Source organism: Pseudomonas koreensis (assembly GCF_036668835.1).
Lineage (GTDB): Bacteria > Pseudomonadota > Gammaproteobacteria > Pseudomonadales > Pseudomonadaceae > Aquipseudomonas > Aquipseudomonas koreensis_I.
The window spans coordinates 90,815-112,226 of sequence record NZ_JAZEVW010000005.1; the positions used below are offsets into that span (position 1 = coordinate 90,815).

Annotated in this window: 22 protein-coding genes and 1 other RNA gene; 17 read left to right on the forward strand and 6 right to left on the reverse strand. The window is 59.7% G+C overall.

All coding sequences use genetic code 11. The annotated features are described in order from the left end of the window. Positions 1-50: 50 nt before the first annotated feature. A complete protein-coding gene (locus tag V6F91_RS15990) occupies positions 51-947 on the reverse strand; it encodes a GlxA family transcriptional regulator (protein ID WP_172833317.1) in 897 nt (298 codons plus the stop codon). 250 nt (positions 948-1,197) lie between these two features. Here V6F91_RS15990 and V6F91_RS15995 point away from each other — a divergent pair, with 250 nt between their 5' ends. Beyond that, a complete protein-coding gene (locus V6F91_RS15995; protein ID WP_332766043.1) occupies positions 1,198-2,334 on the forward strand; it encodes an acyl-CoA dehydrogenase family protein in 1,137 nt (378 codons plus the stop codon). A gap of 155 nt (positions 2,335-2,489) precedes the next feature. Here the strand turns inward: V6F91_RS15995 and V6F91_RS16000 are convergent, their stop codons facing one another. Next, positions 2,490-3,530 (reverse strand): NADP(H)-dependent aldo-keto reductase, encoded by a 1,041-nt coding sequence (locus V6F91_RS16000; protein WP_090286147.1) that lies wholly within the window; start codon positions 3,528-3,530, stop codon positions 2,490-2,492. A gap of 244 nt (positions 3,531-3,774) precedes the next feature. Between V6F91_RS16000 and rplM the strand changes: the two genes are divergently transcribed. From rplM to V6F91_RS16035, 7 genes are all read left to right on the forward strand, one after another. Next, the gene (gene rplM / locus V6F91_RS16005) at positions 3,775-4,203 is read left to right on the forward strand and encodes a 50S ribosomal protein L13 (RefSeq protein WP_007917032.1); all 429 of its coding nucleotides are present in this window, start codon (positions 3,775-3,777) and stop codon (positions 4,201-4,203) included. Between the two features lie 14 nt (positions 4,204-4,217). Further along, positions 4,218-4,610, forward strand: a complete 393-nt coding sequence (rpsI, locus tag V6F91_RS16010) for a 30S ribosomal protein S9 (protein ID WP_003228056.1) — start codon at positions 4,218-4,220, stop codon at positions 4,608-4,610. A gap of 275 nt (positions 4,611-4,885) precedes the next feature. Beyond that, positions 4,886-5,479, forward strand: a complete 594-nt coding sequence (gene petA, locus V6F91_RS16015; RefSeq protein WP_007917031.1) for a ubiquinol-cytochrome c reductase iron-sulfur subunit — start codon at positions 4,886-4,888, stop codon at positions 5,477-5,479. Further along, positions 5,479-6,690, forward strand: a complete 1,212-nt coding sequence (locus V6F91_RS16020; protein ID WP_332766047.1) for a cytochrome bc complex cytochrome b subunit — start codon at positions 5,479-5,481, stop codon at positions 6,688-6,690. Before petA ends, V6F91_RS16020 begins: the two co-directional genes overlap by 1 nt. Then, the gene (locus V6F91_RS16025) at positions 6,690-7,472 is read left to right on the forward strand and encodes a cytochrome c1 (RefSeq protein ID WP_093098468.1); all 783 of its coding nucleotides are present in this window, start codon (positions 6,690-6,692) and stop codon (positions 7,470-7,472) included. Before V6F91_RS16020 ends, V6F91_RS16025 begins: the two co-directional genes overlap by 1 nt. 145 nt (positions 7,473-7,617) lie before the next feature. Continuing rightward, complete coding sequence (locus V6F91_RS16030; RefSeq protein ID WP_090286143.1) at positions 7,618-8,235, forward strand: glutathione S-transferase N-terminal domain-containing protein; 618 nt, start codon at positions 7,618-7,620, stop codon at positions 8,233-8,235. Between the two features lie 16 nt (positions 8,236-8,251). Next, a complete protein-coding gene (locus V6F91_RS16035) occupies positions 8,252-8,665 on the forward strand; it encodes a ClpXP protease specificity-enhancing factor (RefSeq protein ID WP_208939826.1) in 414 nt (137 codons plus the stop codon). Between the two features lie 53 nt (positions 8,666-8,718). Here the strand turns inward: V6F91_RS16035 and V6F91_RS16040 are convergent, their stop codons facing one another. The 4 genes from V6F91_RS16040 to V6F91_RS16055 form a co-directional block, all read right to left on the reverse strand. Continuing rightward, complete coding sequence (locus V6F91_RS16040; protein WP_090286140.1) at positions 8,719-9,297, reverse strand: BON domain-containing protein; 579 nt, start codon at positions 9,295-9,297, stop codon at positions 8,719-8,721. Beyond that, complete coding sequence (locus tag V6F91_RS16045; RefSeq protein ID WP_008082788.1) at positions 9,294-9,887, reverse strand: phosphoheptose isomerase; 594 nt, start codon at positions 9,885-9,887, stop codon at positions 9,294-9,296. Before V6F91_RS16045 ends, V6F91_RS16040 begins: the two co-directional genes overlap by 4 nt. Before the next feature lie 104 nt (positions 9,888-9,991). After that, positions 9,992-10,354 (reverse strand): YraN family protein, encoded by a 363-nt coding sequence (locus V6F91_RS16050; RefSeq protein ID WP_332766053.1) that lies wholly within the window; start codon positions 10,352-10,354, stop codon positions 9,992-9,994. Next, a complete protein-coding gene (locus V6F91_RS16055) occupies positions 10,354-12,165 on the reverse strand; it encodes a penicillin-binding protein activator (RefSeq protein ID WP_332766055.1) in 1,812 nt (603 codons plus the stop codon). The genes V6F91_RS16050 and V6F91_RS16055 overlap by 1 nt, the downstream gene beginning before the upstream one ends. Positions 12,166-12,342: 177 nt before the next feature. On the opposite strand from V6F91_RS16055, the gene rsmI reads away from it, so the two are divergent. The 9 genes from rsmI to mraY all read left to right on the forward strand — a co-directional run bounded on the left by rsmI (position 12,343) and on the right by mraY (position 21,410). Next, on the forward strand, positions 12,343-13,248 hold the full coding sequence (gene rsmI / locus V6F91_RS16060; RefSeq protein ID WP_332766057.1) for a 16S rRNA (cytidine(1402)-2'-O)-methyltransferase: 906 nt from the start codon (positions 12,343-12,345) through the stop codon (positions 13,246-13,248). 73 nt (positions 13,249-13,321) lie between these two features. Next, positions 13,322-13,675, forward strand: an RNA gene (gene rnpB / locus V6F91_RS16065) — RNase P RNA component class A. 401 nt (positions 13,676-14,076) lie between these two features. Further along, on the forward strand, positions 14,077-14,532 hold the full coding sequence (gene mraZ, locus V6F91_RS16070) for a division/cell wall cluster transcriptional repressor MraZ (protein ID WP_090286131.1): 456 nt from the start codon (positions 14,077-14,079) through the stop codon (positions 14,530-14,532). Continuing rightward, positions 14,529-15,476, forward strand: coding sequence for a 16S rRNA (cytosine(1402)-N(4))-methyltransferase RsmH (gene rsmH, locus V6F91_RS16075; protein WP_394506815.1), 948 nt, complete (start codon positions 14,529-14,531; stop codon positions 15,474-15,476). The genes mraZ and rsmH overlap by 4 nt, the downstream gene beginning before the upstream one ends. Beyond that, the gene (ftsL, locus tag V6F91_RS16080) at positions 15,473-15,766 is read left to right on the forward strand and encodes a cell division protein FtsL (RefSeq protein ID WP_016773269.1); all 294 of its coding nucleotides are present in this window, start codon (positions 15,473-15,475) and stop codon (positions 15,764-15,766) included. The genes rsmH and ftsL overlap by 4 nt, the downstream gene beginning before the upstream one ends. Beyond that, a complete protein-coding gene (locus V6F91_RS16085; protein ID WP_332766732.1) occupies positions 15,766-17,505 on the forward strand; it encodes a penicillin-binding protein 2 in 1,740 nt (579 codons plus the stop codon). The genes ftsL and V6F91_RS16085 overlap by 1 nt, the downstream gene beginning before the upstream one ends. Further along, entirely contained in the window at positions 17,505-18,968 is a 1,464-nt protein-coding gene (locus V6F91_RS16090; protein ID WP_332766061.1) for a UDP-N-acetylmuramoyl-L-alanyl-D-glutamate--2,6-diaminopimelate ligase, read from the forward strand. Before V6F91_RS16085 ends, V6F91_RS16090 begins: the two co-directional genes overlap by 1 nt. Further along, positions 18,961-20,328 carry a UDP-N-acetylmuramoyl-tripeptide--D-alanyl-D-alanine ligase gene (locus V6F91_RS16095; protein ID WP_332766063.1) on the forward strand — a complete coding sequence of 456 codons (1,368 nt, stop codon included), beginning with the start codon at positions 18,961-18,963 and terminating at the stop codon, positions 20,326-20,328. Before V6F91_RS16090 ends, V6F91_RS16095 begins: the two co-directional genes overlap by 8 nt. Continuing rightward, entirely contained in the window at positions 20,328-21,410 is a 1,083-nt protein-coding gene (mraY, locus tag V6F91_RS16100) for a phospho-N-acetylmuramoyl-pentapeptide-transferase (protein WP_007956769.1), read from the forward strand. Before V6F91_RS16095 ends, mraY begins: the two co-directional genes overlap by 1 nt. Positions 21,411-21,412 lie beyond the last annotated feature (2 nt).

The following is a 21,412-nucleotide window of genomic DNA, read 5'->3' on the forward strand; positions in this document are numbered from 1 at the left end:
GGGCCTGCGATTGCAGGCCCTTTTTTGTGCTCGGTTTTCATCAGGCCGGGTCAGGCAGCCTGCTGAAACTGCTGCCGATACTGATTCGGCGACAATTCGGTGTGCTGGCGGAACAGCCGTGCGAAGAAGCTCGCGTCGTCGTAACCGACCTCGTAGCTGATGGTCTTGATGCTTTTGCGGCTGCCCGACAGCAAGCCCTTGGCGGTTTCGATGCGCAGGCGTTGCAGGTAGTGCAGCGGCTTGTCGCCGGTGGCGGTCTGGAAGCGGCGCATGAAGTTGCGGATGCTCATGCCGTGTTCGCGGGCCACGTCTTCGAAGCGGAACTTGTCGGCGAAATGTTCTTCAAGCCAGTGCTGGATCTGCAGGATGATCACGTCCTGATGCAGCTTCTGCCCACCGAAACCAATGCGTCCCGGCGAATAACTGCGCTGCACTTCGTAAAGAATGTCGCGGGCCACGGCTTGCGCCACGTTGGCGCCGCAGAAGCGCTCGATCAGATAAATGTACAAGTCGCAGGCCGACGTTGTACCGCCGGCGCAGTACAGATTGTCGGCATCGGTCAGGTGCTTGTCCTGATTCAGATAGACCTTGGGGAAACGCTCGGCGAAGGCATTGAAAAAACGCCAGTAAGTGGTCGCTTCCTTGCCATTGAGCAAACCCGCTTCGGCCAGCCAGAACACCCCGGTCGCTTCGCCGCATAACACTGCGCCGCGGGCGTGTTGCTCACGCAGCCACGGCAGGACTTGCGGGTAACGGCTGCACAGCGTATCGAAATCATCCCAGAACGCCGGAAGGATAATCACATCGGCGTTTTCCAGGCCGCCATCGACCGGCATCACCACGTCACTGAAACTGTTCACCGGTTTGCCATCGGGGCTGACCAGGCGCGTTTCGAACGCCGGTGTCAGGCCCTGGCCCAGTTGTTTGCCATAACGCAGGCTGGCCAAGTGAAAGAAATCCTTGGCTTGCATGAGAGTGGAAGCGAAAACCCGGTCGATTGCCAGGATGCTGACGCGCCGCAAAGGCGTGGAGACGTGCTTGGACATAATTCAACTTTTGTTTTGTTTTTATAAGGGAAAGTGGTCACCAGACGGCTGGATCGTCTTATTTTTTGTCGGATGTGTCCAGTGTCCCGTGACGCTGGCGGCGCATAGTCTCTGAAGGACGTATCCCTCCAACAAGAAAGACAGGTGCCGCATGATCCCCAGAACCTTGTTCAGCGCAGAGCACGAATTGTTCCGCGACAGCGTACGAACCTTCCTCGAAAAAGAAGCCGTGCCGTTCCACGCGCAATGGGAAAAACAAGGCCACATCGACCGTCAGCTGTGGAACAAGGCGGGGGAGGCGGGGATGCTTTGCTCGCACCTGCCGGAGGAATACGGCGGGCTGGGCGCGGATTTTCTTTACAGCGCGGTAGTCATCGAGGAAGTCGGAAGGCTGGGGTTGACCGGGATCGGTTTCTCCCTGCATTCGGACATCGTCGCGCCTTACATCCTGCATTACGGCAGTGAAGCGCTGAAGCACAAATACCTGCCGAAACTGGTCTCCGGCGAGATGGTCACGGCGATCGCCATGACCGAGCCGGGTGCCGGATCTGATCTGCAGGGCGTAAAAACCACAGCCGTGCTGGACGGCGACGAGTATGTGATCAACGGCTCGAAAACCTTCATCACCAACGGCTTTCTTGCGGACCTGGTGATCGTGGTCGCCAAGACCGATCCGAAGGCCGGCGCCAAGGGCACCAGTCTGTTTCTGGTGGAGGCGAACACCCCGGGCTTCGAAAAGGGCAAGCGTCTGGAAAAGGTCGGCATGAAGGCGCAGGACACGTCGGAGTTGTTCTTCCAGGATGTGCGTGTGCCCAAGGAAAATCTGCTGGGGCAGGCCGGGGCAGGGTTCGCTTACCTGATGCAGGAATTGCCACAGGAGCGCCTGACCGTGGCGATCGGTGGGCTGGCCTCGGCCGAAGCGGCGTTACAGTGGACGCTCGACTACACCCGCGATCGCAAGGCATTCGGCAAGGCGATCGCCGATTTCCAGAATACCCGCTTCAAACTGGCCGAGATGGCCACGGAAATTCAGATCGGCCGAGTGTTCGTTGACCGCTGTCTGGAGCTGCACTTGCAGGGCAAGCTCGACGTGCCGACGGCGGCGATGGCCAAATATTGGGGCACCGACCTGCAGTGCAAGGTGCTCGATGAATGCGTGCAGTTGCACGGCGGCTACGGCTACATGTGGGAGTATCCGGTGGCCCGGGCGTGGGCCGATGCGCGAGTGCAGCGGATCTATGCCGGCACCAATGAAATCATGAAAGAGATTATTGCGCGGTCGCTCTGATGAGCATTCCCACGCGTTGCGTGGGAATGCGCCGGGGACGCTTCGCGTTCCGCTGTGGAGGTGATCTGACTGGCCCCTTCGCGAGCAGGCTCGCTCCCACAAGAGAACACAGTACCTGTGGGGGCGAGCCTGCTCGCGAAGCTTTTAGCGGCAAATCATGGGGCAGGATTCGGATGATCCTTGTGAATCGCCTCGATCCCGGCCAGCACTTCATCGGATAGCTTCAGGTCAAAACTGGCGATGTTGCTATCCAGCTGCTCAAGCGTCGTCGCGCCAATGATGTTGCTGGTGACGAACGTTTGTTGATTGACGAACGCGAGGGCCATCTGCGCTGGATCCAGACCGTGCTCGCGGGCCAGGGCGACGTAACGGCTGCACGCTGCCTCCGACTGCGGGTTGAAATAGCGGCTGAAGCGGCTGTAGAGGCTCAGGCGACCTTTCGCCGGGCGCGCGCCGCCTTCGTATTTGCCCGAGAGGAAGCCAAACGCCAGCGGCGAATAAGCGAGCAGGCCGCACTGTTCACGGATGGCGATTTCCGCCAGGCCCACTTCAAAGCTGCGGTTGAGCAGGTTGTACGGGTTCTGGATCGACACCGCGCGCGGCCAGCCACGCGCTTCAGCCAGCGCAAGAAAGCGCATGGTGCCCCATGGCGTTTCGTTGGACAGGCCGATGTGACGAATCTTGCCAGCCTTCACTTGCTCGTCGAGCGCTTCGAGCGTGTCTTCCAGCGGCGTCAGGTTGGCTTCGATCTTGTGCTGGTAGCCCAGCTGTCCGAAAAAATTGGTGCTGCGTTCCGGCCAGTGCAGTTGATACAGATCGATGTAATCCGTCTGCAGGCGCTTGAGGCTGCCGTCCAGTGCTTCGGTGATGTGCTGGCGATTGTGGCGCAGATTCTTGTCGCGGATGTAATCGATGGTGTTGCCCGGGCCGGCGATCTTGCTGGCGAGGATCCAGTCGGCGCGGTCGCCGCGACTCTTGAAGTAATTGCCGATATAGCGCTCGGTGGTGGCGTAGGTTTCGGCTTTCGGCGGCACCGGGTACATCTCGGCGGTGTCGAGGAAATTGATCCCGGCCTCTTTGGCGCGTTCGATCTGGGCGAAGGCTTCAGCTTCAGTGTTCTGCTCGCCCCAGGTCATGGTGCCGAGGCAGATTGCACTCACATTCAGGTCGGTACGGCCTAGCTGGCGATAGTCCATCGGGTGCTCCTTGGGCAAAACAATCATAAAAGCAGGTTGAAATATTTTTCGCAATCTGCATAATTGCCGACCTCTTTCTGCAGTGGAAGTGATGCGCCGCCGCCGAAGAATCTTGCCGTTGAACGGACGCGCCGACCCGAGCCCCCGAAAGCGTCTGTATCCGGCTGCCTTTGACTTGTCAAAGTACGCACTATTCAGTAAGATCCGCCGTCTTATTTACAGGCGGCCCCTGAGGCTATAAAGAATGAAAACTTTTACTGCTAAACCGGAAACAGTAAAGCGCGACTGGTTTGTCGTCGACGCTGCTGGTCAGACCCTGGGTCGTCTGGCCACCGAAATCGCGAGCCGTCTGCGTGGCAAGCACAAGCCTGAGTACACTCCTCACGTTGACACCGGCGACTACATCGTCGTCATCAACGCCGAGCAGATCCGTGTTACCGGCGCTAAAACCACTGACAAAATGTACTACTCCCACTCCGGTTTCCCGGGCGGCATCAAGTCGATCAACTTTGAAAAGCTGATCGCCAAGGCCCCTGAGCGCGTGATCGAGACCGCGGTTAAAGGCATGCTGCCTAAAAACCCACTGGGTCGCGACATGTACCGTAAGCTGAAAGTCTATGCGGGCGCTGCTCACCCACATACTGCTCAGCAGCCCCAAGAACTGAAGTTTTAACGGAATAGTACATTATGTCGGCGACTCAAAATTACGGCACTGGCCGTCGCAAGACCGCAACCGCACGCGTTTTCCTGCGTCCGGGTACTGGTAACATCTCCATCAACAACCGTTCGCTGGATAACTTCTTCGGCCGCGAAACTGCCCGCATGGTAGTTCGCCAGCCGCTGGAGCTGACCGAGACTGTCGAGAAGTTCGACATCTACGTCACTGTGATCGGCGGTGGTGTAAGTGGTCAGGCTGGCGCAATCCGCCACGGCATCACTCGCGCTCTGATGGACTACGATGAAACCCTGCGTAGCGCTCTGCGCAAAGCTGGCTTCGTTACCCGCGACGCCCGTGAAGTTGAACGTAAGAAAGTGGGTCTGCGTAAAGCGCGTAAGCGTCCGCAGTACTCGAAGCGTTAATACCGCTTCCACGTTCAAAAAAGAACGCCCGATTCCTCACGGAATCGGGCGTTTTTTTATGCCTGCATTTTTTCCAGAAAGAATTGCGCTGTGACAACTTGCCTCATTCGCAGACCCCCTATACTGCAAGGCTTAGGGGTGGACAGCTCCGGGTAATTCCCTTGTCAGAACTGGGGCTTTTCATTACCATTCGGCAAAATTTTTATAAGTAGCACGTGGTTTATTTAGTAGACGCCTGATTTAACAGGCCAAAAAAGCTGATGGGAGAGGACTGAATGAGCAATGACGGCGTGAATGCAGGCCGGCGTCGCTTCCTGGTAGCTGCCACATCCGTGGTGGGTGCTGCAGGAGCGGTGGGGGCTGCGGTCCCGTTCGTAGGGTCATGGTTTCCCAGCGCCAAGGCGAAAGCTGCTGGCGCACCGGTGAAAGTGAATGTCAGCAAAATCGAGCCAGGCCAGCAAATGATTGCTGAATGGCGCGGCCAGCCGGTGTTCATTGTCCGCCGTACCGAGGAAATCCTGGGGAATCTGAAAAAGATCGAGGGCCAGCTCTCCGATCCGACCTCGAAAAACTCTACGCAACCTACCTATGTCGATCCTGAAGTGCGCTCGATCAAGCCGGAAATTCTGCTGCTGATCGGGATCTGCACGCACCTGGGTTGCTCACCGACTTTCCGTCCCGAAGTGGCACCTGCTGATCTGGGCAAAGACTGGGTAGGCGGTTATTTCTGCCCATGCCACGGTTCCCACTACGATCTGGCTGGCCGCGTCTACAAGTCGCAACCTGCGCCTTTGAACCTGCCAGTTCCCCCGCATTCCTATGAAACCGATGACCTGATTGTCATTGGCGTCGATACGGAGAAAGCGTGATGAGCAAGTTCATGGATTGGGTTGATGCGCGCTTTCCTGCAACCAAGATGTGGGAAGACCATCTCAGCAAGTATTACGCTCCGAAAAACTTCAACTTCTTCTATTTCTTCGGCTCCCTGGCGTTGCTGGTGCTGGTCAACCAGATCGTCACCGGTGTCTGGCTGACCATGAGCTACACGCCGTCGGCAGAAGAAGCGTTTGCTTCCGTCGAATACATCATGCGCGACGTCGAGTACGGCTCGATCCTGCGTCTGCTGCACTCGACCGGCGCTTCGGCGTTCTTCATCGTGGTGTACCTGCACATGTTTCGTGGCCTGCTCTACGGTTCGTACCAGAAACCGCGCGAGCTGGTCTGGGTGTTCGGCATGCTGATCTACCTGGCGCTGATGGCCGAAGCGTTCATGGGTTATCTGCTGCCATGGGGCCAGATGTCGTACTGGGGCGCGCAGGTGATCATCTCGCTGTTCGGTGCGATTCCGCTGATCGGCGATGACCTGACCCAGTGGATTCGCGGTGACTATCTGATCTCCGGCATCACCCTGAACCGCTTCTTCGCGTTGCACGTCGTAGCACTGCCAATCGTGATTCTTGGTCTGGTGGTGTTGCACATTCTGGCGCTGCACGAAGTGGGTTCGAACAACCCTGACGGCGTCGATATCAAGAAGCACAAAGACGAAAACGGCATCCCGCTGGACGGCATCGCTTTCCACCCGTACTACACCGTGAAAGACATTGTCGGTGTCGTGGTGTTCCTGTTCATCTTCTGTTTCATTGTGTTCTTCTTCCCGGAAATGGGTGGCTACTTCCTCGAAAAGCCGAACTTCGAGCAGGCGAACCCGTTCAAGACGCCTGAGCATATCGCACCGGTCTGGTACTTCACGCCGTTCTACGCGATCTTGCGCGCGGTGCCGGATAAGCTCCTCGGCGTTATCGCCATGGGGGCGGCGATTGCGGTGTTGTTCGTGCTGCCGTGGCTGGACCGCAGTCCGGTCAAGTCGATGCGCTACAAAGGCTGGCTGAGCAAGATCTGGCTGGTGGTGTTCTGCATTTCGTTCGTGATTCTCGGCATTCTCGGTGTGCTTGCGCCGACGCCGGGCCGGACGTTGCTGTCGCAGGTCTGCACCTTCCTGTATTTCGCCTACTTCATTCTGATGCCGTTCTACACCCGGCTCGAGAAGACCAAACCGGTACCGGAAAGGGTGACTGGCTGATGAAAAAGTTATTGCTTGCTCTGATTTTTGCTGCGCTGCCTTCCCTGACTTTTGCAGCCGAGGGCCATGGTCCGGAACTGGAAAAAGTCGACATCGATGTGTCCGACAAGGCGGCTTTGCAGGATGGCGCACGGACCTTTGCCAACTATTGCATGGGCTGCCACAGCGCCAAATTCCAGCGTTACGAGCGGGTCGCTGATGACCTCGGTATTCCCCACGAATTGATGCTGGAAAAATTGGTGTTCACTGGCGCCAAGATTGGCGACCACATGAACATCGGCATGCAGCCGGCCGACGCCAAGACCTGGTTCGGCGCAGCGCCGCCGGACCTGACCCTGGTGGCCCGCGTGCGCGGCACTGACTGGCTGTACGGTTACCTGAAGTCGTTCTACGAAGATCCGGCGCGTCCATGGGGTGTGAACAACAAGGTGTTCCCGAACGTCGGCATGCCTAACGTACTGGTCGGCCTGCAAGGTCGCCAGGTCGTAGGTTGCAAACAGGTGCAGATCGTCGAAGACGGCAAGAAGCAATATGATCCGCTGACCGGCACGGCTTTGACCCATGAAGCCTGCGATCAACTGACCATCGTGCCCAAATCCGGTGCTCTGAACGAAGAGCAGTTCGATGAGAAGGTCAAGAATCTGGTAACCTTCCTGGCTTACTCGGCTAACCCGGTTAAGCTGCAACATCAGCGCATCGGTACTTATGTCTTGCTGTACCTGGCGTTCTTCTTTGTGTTCGCCTATCTGCTCAAGCGTGAATACTGGAAAGACGTGCACTGATACGCTTCAAGCATTGCTGTTAATCGCGCGCGCCCAAGGGCGCCTCCGATAAAGCAGGGTCTGCTCGGTCAGACTCTGTGGGGGCGCCCTCTGGGCGCGCGCGTTTTTCCGGTTCCGACAATTTCAACAAGCGAGGAGGATCGCCATGGGCGTGACCAATCGGTTGGCCTGTTACTCCGACCCCGCCGACCACTATTCCCACCGAGTGCGCATCGTGCTTGCAGAGAAGGGTGTCAGCGCCGAAATCATTTACGTGGAAGCTGGTCGCCAGCCGCCTAAACTGATTGAGGTGAACCCTTACGGCAGCCTGCCTACGCTGGTCGATCGCGACCTGGCGTTGTGGGAGTCGACCGTGGTCATGGAGTATCTGGACGAGCGTTACCCGCACCCGCCGTTGATGCCGGTTTATCCGGTGGCGCGTGCCAACAGCCGTCTGCTGATTCATCGCATACAGCGTGACTGGTGCGGTCTGGTGGATCTGATTCTTGATCCCAAGGCCAAGGAAGCCGCGCGGGTGGTGGCGCGCAAGGAATTGCGCGAAAGCCTGACGGGCGTGTCGCCGCTGTTTGCCGACAAGCCGTTTTTCCTCAGTGAGGAACAAAGTCTGGTTGATTGCTGCCTATTACCCATACTCTGGCGTTTGCCGATCCTGGGTATCGAACTGCCGCGGCCGGCCAAGCCGCTGCTTGATTATATGGAGCGCCAGTTTGCGCGTGAGGCTTTCCAGGCGAGTCTGTCTGGTGTCGAACGCGACATGCGCTAAGGCTTAAGGAGCCGCTATGAACTCCAGTCGACCTTATCTGGTCCGCGCGCTCTACGAGTGGATTGTGGATAACGATTGCACCCCGCACATGCTGGTCAACGCTGAATACCCAGCAGTGCAGGTGCCGCAAGGTTTCGCCAGCGACGGGCAGATCGTGCTGAACATATCGCCAAGCGCCGTGCGTCATCTGCACATGGACAACGATGTGGTGACATTCGAAGGTCGCTTCGGTGGTGTGCCGCACAGCCTGTACGTGCCGATCAGCGCGATTCTGGGCATCTATGCCCGGGAGAATGGTCAGGGCATGGTGTTCGATCTCGAGTCGCCGCTGGATGACGAAGACGATATCGAGCAGGATGACGACCAGCCGCCACCGGACAGCGAGCCACCGCGCCCCAGCGGCCGGCCAAGCCTGAAAGTGGTGAAGTAATAAAAAAGGCGATCCGGATGGATCGCCTTTTTTTTGTGTCTGCGGTTCGGCGGTCAGTCGATGTACTCGAACAGCTTCACGATCTTCTGCACACCGGAAACGCCCTGAACCAGATTGGTTGCCTGAGTGGCTTCCTGTTTGGTCAGCAGGCCCAGCAGGTAGACGATGCCGTTTTCGGTAATGACTTTGATGCGCGAGCCGGGAATGCTGGCGTCGGTGAGCATCTGCGTCTTGATCTTGGTGGTCAGCCACGCGTCATTCTGGCGGGCCAGCAGGGACGAAGGCTGCAGCACTTGCAGCTCGTTGTGGACTTTCTTGACCCGTTGCACATTGGCAGCAGCCTGTTCGGCCTTGGCCTTGAGGTCTTCGCGCGGGGTCTGGCCGGCGAGCAGTACCACGCCGTTGAAGCTGGTGACGACGATGTGCGAATCGTTGTCCAGGGCCGGGTCAGCCTTGGCGATGTTTACGCCGACCTTGGTTTCGATCAACGAGTCGTCGATTTTGCTGCCGAAGGTGCGCGTGCCGCGGTCGTCTTCGATCGGCGCTTCACGGCTGGCATTCACCACCGAGGTGCAGCCGCTGATGCCGAGGCACAGAGTCAAGGCCAGAAGGCCAAGGCGATTAGGGGTCATTCTTCACTCCCGAACAGTTGGCTGTCGATCAGATCGCAAAGGCAATGGATCGCCAGCAAGTGGACTTCTTGAATACGTGCAGTCACATTGGCCGGTACGCGAATCTCGACGTCCTCAGGCAACAGCAGCGACGCCATGCCGCCGCCATCGCGTCCGGTCAAAGCTACGACAATCATTTCGCGATCATGTGCGGCCTGGATCGCTTGAATAATGTTCGCCGAGTTACCGCTGGTCGAAATCGCCAGCAGCACGTCGCCGGGCTGGCCCAGTGCGCGGATCTGCTTGGAGAACACTTCGTTGTAGCTGTAGTCGTTGGCGATCGAGGTGATCGTCGAGGTGTCGGTGGTCAGCGCGATCGCCGGCAGGCTCGGGCGTTCGCGCTCGAAGCGGTTGAGCAGCTCCGAGGAAAAGTGCTGCGCGTCACCGGCGGAGCCGCCGTTGCCGCACGAGAGCATCTTGCCCTCGTTGAGCAGGGCGTTGACCATGATCTGGCTGGCTTGCTCGATGTGCGGTGCAAGTACGTCCATCGCCTGTTGCTTGGTGTCGATACTGGCCTGGAAAAGCTGGCGAATTCGGGATTGCATGTCCATCTGTGTGACCTTAAGTGGCGCGGCTGTCCGGCACGTGAATGTGCAGCCCGCAAAGCAAAGAGCAAAATGTGTCGGTGGAATTGTCCGGGTCGCAACGCCGGCGATCAACTGTCGAAAGCATTCTGCAACCAGTTCAGCTGATTGGGGTGGCTGTCGATCGCCACCACGTCGAAGCGGCAGGGAGAATTGGCCCAGCGCGATTCTCGCTGAAGAAAATACTGCGCGGCGAAAATCAGTTTCTGCTGCTTGCGCGCATCGATGCTGGCAAGCGCGCCACCCCATTGAGTGTTCTTTCTATAGCGAACTTCGACGAATACTACTGTATCGCCATCAAGCATGACCAGATCAAGCTCGCCGCGTTTGCATAACCAGTTCTGCGCCAGCAGGCGCAGACCCTGGTTCTGCAGATGCTCGAGCGCCTGGCGCTCGGCATCCTTGCCGCTTTGCGAGCGTGACCTGTCGGGCATCAGCGCGGGGTGTCCGGCAGGCGCTGCACCTGACCGCTGACGAACTGCGCCCAAGGCAACTGACGGACGACGCGTTGGGTCTGGGTCATGCCGAGGCTGCCCGACTCGCCGTCGATGCGGCTGTCCGGCAGGGCTTTGAGCTGGCCCAGACGCGGTGCCAGGCGATAGGCGTCCACGCCCATTGCGTACAGACGGCCGAGGCTGCCGGCGGCTTGCGGCCACTGCGCAACCACTTGCTGACGCAGCGGATCGCTGGTGTCCAGCAACCATGGGGTTTCGCAGAAGCGAATGCCGTTCATGTCGTTGTACTGGTTGATGTCACCGCTGGCGCTGTACACGTGCGAAGTCGCGTAGACCGGAACGTCACCGGCGTACTGGAAGTTCAGGGTCGGCTTGATCTGCTGCGCCTGTTGTGGCGTGGCGGCAAGGAAGATGAACTCGATGTCCTGACGACGCGAAGGCTGCGCGGCGACGTTGGTGCCGGCAGCATTCTGCAGGCTCTTGGCGCGGGCCTCACTCTGGCGCAGCTGGAACATGTCGGCGATCTGCTGGGCCAGTTGCACTGGCTGATCAACGCGCTCGGTGGCGACGATGCTGCCACCGTTGGCCTGCCAGTCCTGACTGAACGCACGCAATACGCGGTCGCCCCATTCGCCTTTCGGCACCATGATCGCGGCGCGATGCAAGCCATCGGCGCGGGCACGACGCGACACTTCGCGGGCTTCGTCTTCGGCAGCCAGACCGAACTGGAACAGCTGCGCCGGGCCTTGATCGCCTTCGCTGTAGTTCAGCGCGAGCGTAGTGATCGGCAGTTGCGGGCGGGTGCTCAGTTGCTTGACCAGCGGTTTTTCCAGCGGGCCAACCACCAGTTGCACGCCGTCAGCCTGGGCCTTGCGGTAGAACTCGTCCATCGAGGTCAGCTTCGAGCTGTCGTAGAACTCGATGGCTGGCGGTTTCTGTCCGGCCTGTTGCGCCTGGTAGTGCGCCGCCATGAAGCCTTCACGCAAGGCTTTGCCGACCGCGGCCAGTTGGCCGTCTTGTGGCAGCAGCAGGGCGATCTTGCTCAGAGGCTGGCTGGCCAGTTCCTTGAGTTTGGTCAGCGGCAGCGGCAGGTTGATTGCGGCCGGGTGCTTGGGATTCTGCGCGCGCCAGTTATCGATCGCCGCTTGCTGCTGCTCCAGCGTGCCAGCGGTTTTTACCGCCAGTGCCAGAGCCATCCAGCCGCCGAGGTCATCGGTAGTGTTGGCTTGCAGCTGGTCGGCCGGCAACGAGCCGATCAGGGTCCAGATCGCTTCGTGGTTCTTGCTCGCGGCTTCACCTTCGAGCATCGGCGCGATGAACACGCGTTCGCGCGCAGCAGCCAGAGTCTGGCCATCGGCTTCAAGGGCGCGGGCGTGCACGGTGCCGGTGCGTACTTGCTGTTCTTCCGGCATCTCGCCGAGCTTCTGCAGGCTTGGATGACTCAGGGCGGTCAGCGCCGCTTTCGGCTGATTGCGGGTCATCGCCAGTTCGGCGGAAAGCGTGTTGGCGAAAATCTGCTGGCCGGGCTTGAGTTGCTCGACCGGCACTTGTTGCAGGATTTGCGCGGACTGGCCGGCATTGCCCTGGCGATAGGCAAGGTCGGCGGCGCTCAAGCGCAACAGTGCGGCTTTTTCCGGGGTTTTAGCCTGGGTCGCCTGTTCGAGCAGTTGCTCGATGCTGGCATCCGGAGTCCGTGGAAGTTCGCCGAGGCTGGAGGAAGGGGAGCTGGCGCAAGCCGCCAACAAGGCAGCGAGGCAGAGGGCAGTGAACAGCCGCAGGCAAGCGATCATGTAAGTGTTCCTGATACTCGATCAAATTAGCGTGGAATTGTACCCAAGCACTGGCCGGGGCGCGATGTTACTGGCGTGAAACGGGCAATTTAGCTGAAGCAAATGTTGCGGCGGCGCACAACTGCGCGAAAATCCGACCTCGGCGCGAGCGCATCGCAAACCTCGTGACGCGCTACAATGGCCGCTTTTACCGATCACGAGGTGTGCGCTTTGACTGCTCCAGGTTCCCTGAATTCCGCTGCTGGCTCGCTTTATGTGGTGGCGACGCCCATCGGCAACCTGGACGACATCAGCGCCCGGGCCCTGAAAATCCTTCGCGAAGTGGCATTGATTGCCGCCGAAGACACGCGGCACTCGGCACGGCTGATGCAGCACTTCGGGATCGGTACGCCGCTGGCGGCCTGCCACGAACACAACGAACGGGAGGAAGGTAGCCGCTTTATCACCCGTCTGCTGGCCGGTGACAATGTTGCGCTGATCTCCGATGCCGGTACGCCGCTGATCTCCGATCCGGGTTATCACCTGGTACGCCAAGCCCGTGCGGCAGGCATTAATGTGGTGCCGGTGCCGGGCGCCTGCGCGTTGATCGCGGCGCTATCGGCGGCCGGTCTGCCGTCCGACCGGTTTATCTTCGAAGGCTTTCTGCCGGCCAAGTCGGTGGGGCGCAAGGCCCGTCTCGAAGCCGTCAAGGAAGAACCGCGGACGTTGATCTTCTACGAAGCCCCACATCGCATTCTTGAATGTTTGCAAGATATGGAAGCGGTTTTCGGCGGCGAGCGTCAGGCCTTGCTGGCCCGGGAAATCACCAAGACCTTCGAAACACTCAAGGGCTTGCCGCTGGCCGAGCTGCGCGCATTCGTCGAAGCAGACAGCAATCAGCAGCGCGGCGAGTGCGTGGTGCTGGTGGCGGGCTGGACCGCGCCGGAGTCCGAAGACGCGGTCAGCAGCGAGGCGATGCGCATCCTCGATCTGCTGCTTGAGGAAATGCCGCTCAAGCGCGCCGCTGCGCTTGCCGCACAGATCACCGGTGAGCGCAAAAACGTGCTTTATCAGGTCGCGCTGGATAAACAGAAAGGCGTGTAAGCCGTCGCCCATAGCGGTCTTGCGGGTTTTAGCGCTTGTTCTTCGGCCGCTCTGCCGTTAACCTTCGCGGCGGAGAGTCGATCGGACAGTCGCTGCCCTCTATGAAAATTAGGGGGGGGAGGAAAGTCCGGGCTCCATAGGGCGAAGTGCCAGGTAATGCCTGGGAGGCGTGAGCCTACGGAAAGTGCCACAGAAAATAACCGCCTAAGCGCGCAAGCGCCGGTAAGGGTGAAAAGGTGCGGTAAGAGCGCACCGCACGTCTGGCAACAGTTCGTGGCTAGGTAAACCCCACTTGGAGCAAGACCAAATAGGGTCCCAAGGCGTGGCCCGCGCTGGGACCGGGTAGGTTGCTAAAGATGTCCAGTGATGGCCATCGTAGACGAATGACTGTTCAAGACAGAACCCGGCTTACAGATCGACTCTCCACCTTTTCTTTCCCTGCTTGAATCAATGGCATCAGGGCTGTGTAATATCAGCAGGCCTGAGCTGAAAGCCCGGCAGCGGCGAACGCGGTAATAGCCATTTCCCACCTCGCTTCAATCAACAGCAGAAGCGCATTTGTAATACCGAAAAAATCTTACTCTTAACAAATTACTTTAACTTTCGAGCGCAGCTTTCAGTGCTGCATCAGGTTATTGGTCAAATACCTCCGTCAGATTCTCGTTGTGCCTCCTTTTAAGCTGCTAAATCTCCGTTCTGTAAGGGTTTTCCTTTAATCCGCGCCTTGACGGTGTGGTGGGCGCATTCCTATAGTGTGCGCAAGTGGCGGAAAGTGGCATGAAGTGGTTTTTTTGAGCTCAAAACGATAAAAATTGGAGAAACGCAGACGTGTTTCGCGGAGCTAACGCTATCAGTCTCGATGCAAAGGGCCGTCTCGCCATGCCGAGCCGGTACCGTGACGAGCTCGATTCGCGCAGTTCCGGCCAATTGATCGTGACCATTGATGCCGTAGATCCATGTTTGTGTGTCTACCCGCTCGACGAGTGGGAAATCATTGAAACCAAGTTGCGCGCACTGCCTTCGCTTCGCGAAGAGAACCGTCGCCTGCAACGTTTGCTGATTGGTAATGCCGTCGACCTCGAACTCGATGGCAGTGGTCGTTTTCTGGTTCCGCCGCGTCTGCGCGAATACGCCAGGCTGGATAAGCGCGCGATGCTGGTGGGCCAACTGAACAAGTTCCAATTGTGGGACGAGGATGCATGGAATGCGGTGTCTGCCGCTGACCTTGCTGCTATTCAACAACCGGGCGCGATGCCTGATGAACTGCGTGATTTGATCCTGTGACTATTGATAGCGGCTTTAACCACATCACCGTACTGCTTGACGAAGCCGTTGAGGCTCTCGCCGTACGTCCTGATGGCTGCTATCTGGACGGCACGTTCGGGCGCGGCGGGCACAGCCGGCTGATCTTGAGCCAGCTCGGCACGGACGGTCGGCTCATCGGATTCGACAAGGATCCTCAAGCGATTGCCACCGGGCAAACGCTAGCGGCCGAAGACGGCCGCTTTGTCGTTGTGCAGCGCAGCTTTGCCGAGCTCGGTTCGGTGGTTGCCGAGCAGGGCCTGACCGGCAAGGTCAGCGGCATTCTGCTCGACCTCGGTGTGTCGTCGCCGCAGCTCGATGATGCCGAACGCGGTTTCAGTTTTCTCAACGACGGCCCGCTGGACATGCGCATGGACCCGTCCCGTGGCATCAGCGCGGCCGAATTCGTCAACACCGCGCCGGCTGAGGAAATCGCCCGGGTCTTCAAGGAGTACGGCGAAGAGCGTTTTTCCGGGCGTATGGCCCGTGCCGTGGTCGAACGTCGCGATATCAAGCCCTTCGAGCGCACCGCCGATCTGGCTGAAGTGCTGAAAGTCGCCAACCCGGCGTGGGAAAAGGGCAAGAACCCGGCCACCCGTGCATTCCAGGGGTTGCGTATTCACGTCAACAACGAGTTGGGTGATCTGGAAGCCGGCCTTGAAGCCGCACTGGATGCGCTGGAAGTCGGCGGTCGTCTGGTGGTGATCAGCTTCCATTCGCTGGAAGACCGCATCGTCAAACTGTTCATGCGCAAACTGGTCAAGGGCGAGGCCGACAATCTGCCGCGTAACCTGCCGGTGCGCCACGTGGCCTTCGAACCGAAAATCAAAATCCACGGCAAAGCGCAGACGGCCTCCGACGCCGAACTCAAAGCCAACCCACGTTCCCGTAGCGCGGTCATGCGTGTCGCGGAGAAGTTGCGGTGAGCAAGCTTTTCGCCAAGCCATTGCCTGGCGGCAGCTTTCTGATGCTGCTGCTGTTTATCGGCGTGCTTTTTTCGGCCATCGCCGTGTCGTACAGCGCGCACTGGAACCGTCAGTTGCTCAACACCCTTTATAACGAACTCAGCGTGCGCGACAAGGCGCAGGCCGAGTGGGGCCGGTTGATTCTCGAGCAGAGCACCTGGACCGCGCACAGCCGCATCGAAGTGCTGGCCACCGAACAATTGAAAATGCACATTCCCGGCGCGGCTGACGTGAAGATGGTGGCGCCATGATGAAACTCGAAGGCGCACTGTTCCCGTGGCGCTTCCGCCTGATGGTGGCACTGCTCGGCCTGATGGTTGCGGCGATCTGCTGGCGCATCATCGATCTGCAAGTGGTCGACCGTGACTTCCTCAAAGGGCAGGGTGACGCACGCAGCCTGCGGCACATCCCGATTCCGGCGCACCGTGGCCTGATCACCGACCGTAACGGCGAGCCCCTGGCCGTCAGTACCCCGGTGACCACGCTGTGGGCCAACGCCAAGGAAATGCAGTCGGCCAAAGAGAAGTGGCCGGCACTCGCTGCCGCGCTGGGGCAGGACCCGAAAGCCCTGACCGAACGCCTCGAAGCACAGGCCAATAAAGAATTCATCTATCTGGTGCGCGGGTTGACTCCTGAGCAGGGTCAGGCTGTGCTCGACCTGAAAGTGCCGGGCGTTTACGGCATCGAAGAATTCCGCCGCTTCTACCCGGCCGGCGAAGTTACCGCGCACATGGTCGGCTTTACCGACATCGACGATCACGGTCGTGAAGGGGTCGAGCTGGCCTATGACGAATGGCTGGCCGGGGTCCCGGGCAAACGACAAGTGATCAAGGATCGCCGCGGGCGGCTGATCAAGGATGTCCAGGTCACCAAAAACGCCAAGGCCGGCAAGCCCTTGGCGTTGTCGATTGACCTGCGTCTGCAGTACCTGGCCAACCGCGAGCTGCGCAATGCGATCATCGAGAACGGCGCCAAGGCCGGCAGTCTGGTGATCATGGACGTGAAGACCGGCGAGATTCTCGCCATGGTCAACCAGCCGACCTACAACCCGAACAACCGTCGCAACCTGCAACCGGCGATGATGCGTAACCGCGCGATGATCGACGTGTTCGAGCCGGGTTCGACGATGAAAGCCATCTCGATGAGCGCGGCGATCGAAACCGGCCGCTGGAAACCGAGCGATACCGTCGAGGTGTATCCGGGCTCGTTGCAGATCGGCAAATACACCATCAAAGACGTGTCCAAGAGCGAAGGCCCGGTGCTTGACCTGACCGGCATTCTGATCAATTCCAGTAACGTCGGCATGAGCAAGGTCGCCTTCGATATCGGCGGCGAAACGATTTTCCGCCTCGCGCAGAAAGTCGGCCTCGGTCAGGACACCGGCTTGGGCTTCCCCGGCGAACGTGTCGGCAATCTGCCGAATTACCGCGAATGGCGCAAGGCTGAAACTGCAACCTTGTCTTACGGCTATGGTATTTCCGTGACCGCGATCCAGCTGGTTCACGCCTTTTCGGCGTTGGCCAACAACGGTCGTCTGGCGCCGCTGACGCTGATCAAAACCGACAAGATGCCGCAGACCACGCAAGTGTTGCCCGAAGCCGTGGCAAAAACCATGCAGGGCATGTTGCAGCAAGTGATCGAAGCGCCACGCGGCGTGTTCCGTGCGCAGGTGCCGGCTTATCACGTCGGCGGCAAGTCGGGTACCGCGCGTAAAACCTCGGTCGGGACCAAGGGTTACGCCGAGAACTCCTACCGTTCGCTGTTCGCCGGCTTCGGTCCGATGAGCGATCCGCGTTACGCCATCGTCGTCGTGATCGACGAACCGACCAAGGCCGGTTACTTCGGTGGTCTGGTGTCAGCCCCGGTGTTCAGCCGCGTGATGTCCGGCACCCTGCGCCTGATGAACGTGACCCCGGATAACCTGCCGACCACGCAACAGGCCAGCGCCACCCCGGTCATTCCGCTGAAAGCCAATGGAGGGCGCGGCTGATGTCATTGAGTCTGAACAAGATATTCCCCCACGCCGGCCACGATCTGTTGATCCGTGAATTGGCGCTGGACAGCCGCAACGTGCGCGCCGGCGATCTGTTTCTCGCCGTGCCCGGCGGTAAATTCGACGGCCGTGCCCACATCGCCGATGCCCTGCAACGCGGTGCTGCAGCCGTGGCGTATGAAGTGGAAGGCGCCACCGTGCTGCCGATCACCGACGTGCCGCTGATTCCGGTCAAAGGTCTGGCGGCACAGCTGTCGGACATCGCCGGGCGCTTTTATGGCGAGCCGAGCCATCACCTGAATCTGATCGGCGTGACCGGCACCAACGGCAAGACCAGCGTGACCCAATTGGTGGCGCAGGCGCTGGATCTGCTCGGCCAGCATTGCGGCATTGTCGGCACCCTGGGTTCCGGCTTCTATGGCGCACTGGAAAGCGGTCTGCATACCACGCCGAATCCGATCGCCGTGCAGGCAACTCTGGGCGATCTGAAAAAGTCCGGCGCCAAAGCTGTGGCCATGGAAGTGTCGTCCCACGGTCTGGATCAGGGCCGGGTGACCGCGCTGGCGTTTGACGTGGCGGTGATGACCAATCTGTCCCGCGATCATCTCGATTACCACGGCACCATGCAGGCGTATGCCGAGGCCAAGGCCAGGCTGTTCGCCTGGAATGACCTGAAATGCCGCGTGGTCAACCTCGATGATGACTTCGGTCGGCAACTGGCCGCTGACAAACGCGAATCGCGCTTGATCACTTACAGCCTGCTCGACAGCAGCGCTTACCTGTTTTGCCGCGAAGCGCAGTTCGACGACCACGGCGTGCGCGCCACGCTCGTCACGCCGCAGGGCGAACATCACCTGCGCAGCACACTGCTCGGGCGTTTCAACCTGAGCAACGTACTCGCGGCGGTCGGCGCCTTGCTCGGTCTGGATTACGCCCTCGACGAAATCCTCAAAGTGCTGCCGAAACTCGAAGGTCCGGCCGGGCGTATGCAGCGTCTGGGCGGCGGCACGCAGCCGCTGGTGGTGGTCGATTACGCCCACACTCCAGACGCGCTGGAAAAAGTCCTGAGCGCACTGCGCCCGCACGTCAAAGGTCAGTTGCTGTGCCTGTTCGGCTGCGGCGGTGATCGCGATCGTGGCAAGCGTCCGTTGATGGCCGAAGTGGTCGAGCGCTTGGCTGATCAGGTGCTGGTCACCGATGACAACCCGCGCAGCGAAGACCCGGCCGTGATCTTCGATGACATCCGCGCCGGTTTCACTGCTGTGGATAAAGTCACCTTCGTCGCCGGCCGTGGTCAGGCGATTGCGCAATTGATTGCCGGCGCAACCGCTGATGACGTGATTGTGCTCGCCGGTAAAGGCCACGAGGATTACCAGGAAATCAATGGCGTGCGCCATGCCTTCTCCGATCTGGTCGAAGCCGATCATGCCCTGACCGCGTGGGAGGTGGCCCATGCTTAAGGCCTTGCAGCTTAGCCAACTGACCAACGCGCTCGACGCCCGTTTGATTGGCGGCGATGCCAGCTTCAATGGCGTCAGCATCGACAGCCGCGCGATCCAGCCGGGACAGTTGTTCATTGCCCTGACCGGTCCGCGTTTCGATGGCCATGATTATCTGAACGACGTTGCTGGCAAAGGCGCGGTTGCGGCGCTGGTCGAGCGCGAAGTCGCCGACAGCACGCTGCCGCAATTGCTGGTCAAGGACAGCCGTCAGGCGCTGGGCCAGTTGGGCGCGTTGAACCGTGCCGCGTTCACCCAGCCGGTAGCCGCTGTGACCGGTTCCAGCGGCAAGACCACGGTCAAGGAAATGCTCGCGAGCATTCTGCGCACACGCGGCCCGGTGCTGGCCACCCGTGGCAATCTGAACAACGACCTCGGCGCGCCGCTGACCCTGCTCGAACTGGCCCCGGAACATACGTCGGCAGTGATCGAACTGGGTGCCTCGCGCCTCGGCGAAATCGCCTACACCGTTGGCCTGACCAAGCCGCACGTCGCGATCCTCAATAATGCCGGCACCGCTCATGTTGGCGAGTTCGGCGGGCCGGAAAAAATCGTCGAAGCCAAAGGCGAAATCATCGACGGGCTCGCGGCTGATGGCATCGCCGTGCTCAACCTTGATGACAAGGCCTTCGGTATCTGGCAGACCCGTGCAGGCGCTCGCAAAGTGTTGACCTTCGCCTTGAGCAACATTCAGGCAGATTTCTACGCCAGCGATTTGAACACCGATGCACGCGGTTGCCCGGCCTTCAATCTGCATACACCTGAAGGCAGCGAGCGCGTGCAGTTGAACCTGCTCGGCACCCATAACGTCGCCAATGCCATGGCCGCCGCCGCTGCCGCTCACGCTCTTGGCGTGTCGCTGTTCGGCATCGCCACCGGGCTGGGCGCGGTGCAACCGGTCAAGGGTCGCACCGTCGCGCAGCTGGCGAAAAACGGCATGCGCGTGATCGATGACACGTACAACGCAAACCCCACCTCGATGTGCGCCGCCGTTGATATACTCGCCGGCTTTTCCGGCCGCACCGTCCTGGTGCTCGGGGATATCGGCGAGTTGGGCGAGTGGGCGGAGCAGGGGCACCGTGACGTGGGCGAGTACGCCCGAGGCAAGGTTTGCGCGCTATACGCTGTCGGGCCGAACATGGTCCACGCCGTGAACGCTTTCGGTGAGCAGGCGCATCACTTCGGCACGCAAGCCGAGCTGATCCAGGCCCTCGACGCCGAGCAGGACACAAACACCACCATTTTGATCAAGGGTTCGCGCAGTGCAGCGATGGAAAACATCGTTGCGGCTCTGTGCGGGTCCAGTCTGGAGAAACATTAATGCTGCTGCTGCTAGCGGAGTATCTGCAACAGTTCTACAAAGGCTTCGCGGTCTTTCAGTACCTGACCCTGCGCGGGATTCTCGGTGTGCTGACCGCGCTGGTCTTGTCGCTGTGCTATGGCCCGTGGATGATCCGCACCCTGCAGAACCGTCAGATCGGCCAGTCCGTGCGCAACGACGGCCCGCAATCGCACCTGTCCAAATCCGGTACGCCGACCATGGGCGGTGCGCTGATCCTGTCGTCGATCGGCGTCAGCACCTTGCTTTGGGCCGACCTCAGCAACCGTTACGTCTGGGTGGTGTTGCTGGTGACCCTGCTGTTCGGCGCCATCGGCTGGGTCGACGATTACCGCAAAGTCATCGAGAAGAACTCGCGTGGCCTGCCGAGCCGCTGGAAATATTTCTGGCAATCGGTGTTCGGCCTCGGTGCGGCGATCTTCCTTTATATGACCGCGTCCACCCCGGTGGAAACCACGCTGATCCTGCCAATGCTCAAGGACTACAGCATTCCGTTGGGCGCCGGTTTCATCGTACTGACGTATTTTGTGATCGTCGGTTCGAGCAATGCGGTCAACCTGACTGACGGCCTGGACGGTCTGGCGATCATGCCGACGGTGATGGTCGGCGGCGGTCTGGGGATTTTCTGCTACCTGTCGGGTAACGTGAAATTCGCTGAATACCTGCTGATCCCTTACGTACCGGGCGCGGGCGAACTGATCGTGTTCTGCGGCGCGCTGATCGGTGCCGGCCTCGGCTTCCTGTGGTTCAACACCTATCCGGCGCAAGTGTTCATGGGCGACGTTGGCGCGCTGGCACTCGGCGCGGCGCTGGGCACCATTGCGGTGATCGTCCGTCAGGAGATCGTCCTGTTCATCATGGGCGGCGTGTTCGTGATGGAAACCCTGTCAGTGGTCATTCAGGTTGCGTCCTTTAAGCTCACCGGTCGCCGTGTGTTCCGCATGGCACCGATCCATCACCACTTTGAACTCAAGGGCTGGCCCGAGCCGCGCGTGATCGTCCGTTTCTGGATCATCACCGTGATTCTCGTGCTGATCGGCCTTGCCACCCTGAAGCTGAGGTAGAA

Bases quoted from the DNA above. Each gene is read 5' to 3' on its own strand.
- V6F91_RS15995 (WP_332766043.1), top strand. From the start codon at position 1,198: ATGATCCCCAGAACCTTGTTCAGCGCAGAGCACGAATTGTTCCGCGAC.
- V6F91_RS16000 (WP_090286147.1), bottom strand. From the start codon at position 3,530: ATGGACTATCGCCAGCTAGGCCGTACCGACCTGAATGTGAGTGCAATC.
- rplM (WP_007917032.1), top strand. From the start codon at position 3,775: ATGAAAACTTTTACTGCTAAACCGGAAACAGTAAAGCGCGACTGGTTT.
- rpsI (WP_003228056.1), top strand. From the start codon at position 4,218: ATGTCGGCGACTCAAAATTACGGCACTGGCCGTCGCAAGACCGCAACC.
- petA (WP_007917031.1), top strand. From the start codon at position 4,886: ATGAGCAATGACGGCGTGAATGCAGGCCGGCGTCGCTTCCTGGTAGCT.
- V6F91_RS16020 (WP_332766047.1), top strand. From the start codon at position 5,479: ATGAGCAAGTTCATGGATTGGGTTGATGCGCGCTTTCCTGCAACCAAG.
- V6F91_RS16025 (WP_093098468.1), top strand. From the start codon at position 6,690: ATGAAAAAGTTATTGCTTGCTCTGATTTTTGCTGCGCTGCCTTCCCTG.
- V6F91_RS16030 (WP_090286143.1), top strand. From the start codon at position 7,618: ATGGGCGTGACCAATCGGTTGGCCTGTTACTCCGACCCCGCCGACCAC.
- V6F91_RS16035 (WP_208939826.1), top strand. From the start codon at position 8,252: ATGAACTCCAGTCGACCTTATCTGGTCCGCGCGCTCTACGAGTGGATT.
- V6F91_RS16040 (WP_090286140.1), bottom strand. From the start codon at position 9,297: ATGACCCCTAATCGCCTTGGCCTTCTGGCCTTGACTCTGTGCCTCGGC.
- V6F91_RS16045 (WP_008082788.1), bottom strand. From the start codon at position 9,887: ATGGACATGCAATCCCGAATTCGCCAGCTTTTCCAGGCCAGTATCGAC.
- V6F91_RS16050 (WP_332766053.1), bottom strand. From the start codon at position 10,354: ATGCCCGACAGGTCACGCTCGCAAAGCGGCAAGGATGCCGAGCGCCAG.
- V6F91_RS16055 (WP_332766055.1), bottom strand. From the start codon at position 12,165: ATGATCGCTTGCCTGCGGCTGTTCACTGCCCTCTGCCTCGCTGCCTTG.
- rsmI (WP_332766057.1), top strand. From the start codon at position 12,343: ATGGCCGCTTTTACCGATCACGAGGTGTGCGCTTTGACTGCTCCAGGT.
- V6F91_RS16085 (WP_332766732.1), top strand. From the start codon at position 15,766: ATGAAACTCGAAGGCGCACTGTTCCCGTGGCGCTTCCGCCTGATGGTG.
- V6F91_RS16090 (WP_332766061.1), top strand. From the start codon at position 17,505: ATGTCATTGAGTCTGAACAAGATATTCCCCCACGCCGGCCACGATCTG.
- V6F91_RS16095 (WP_332766063.1), top strand. From the start codon at position 18,961: ATGCTTAAGGCCTTGCAGCTTAGCCAACTGACCAACGCGCTCGACGCC.
- mraY (WP_007956769.1), top strand. From the start codon at position 20,328: ATGCTGCTGCTGCTAGCGGAGTATCTGCAACAGTTCTACAAAGGCTTC.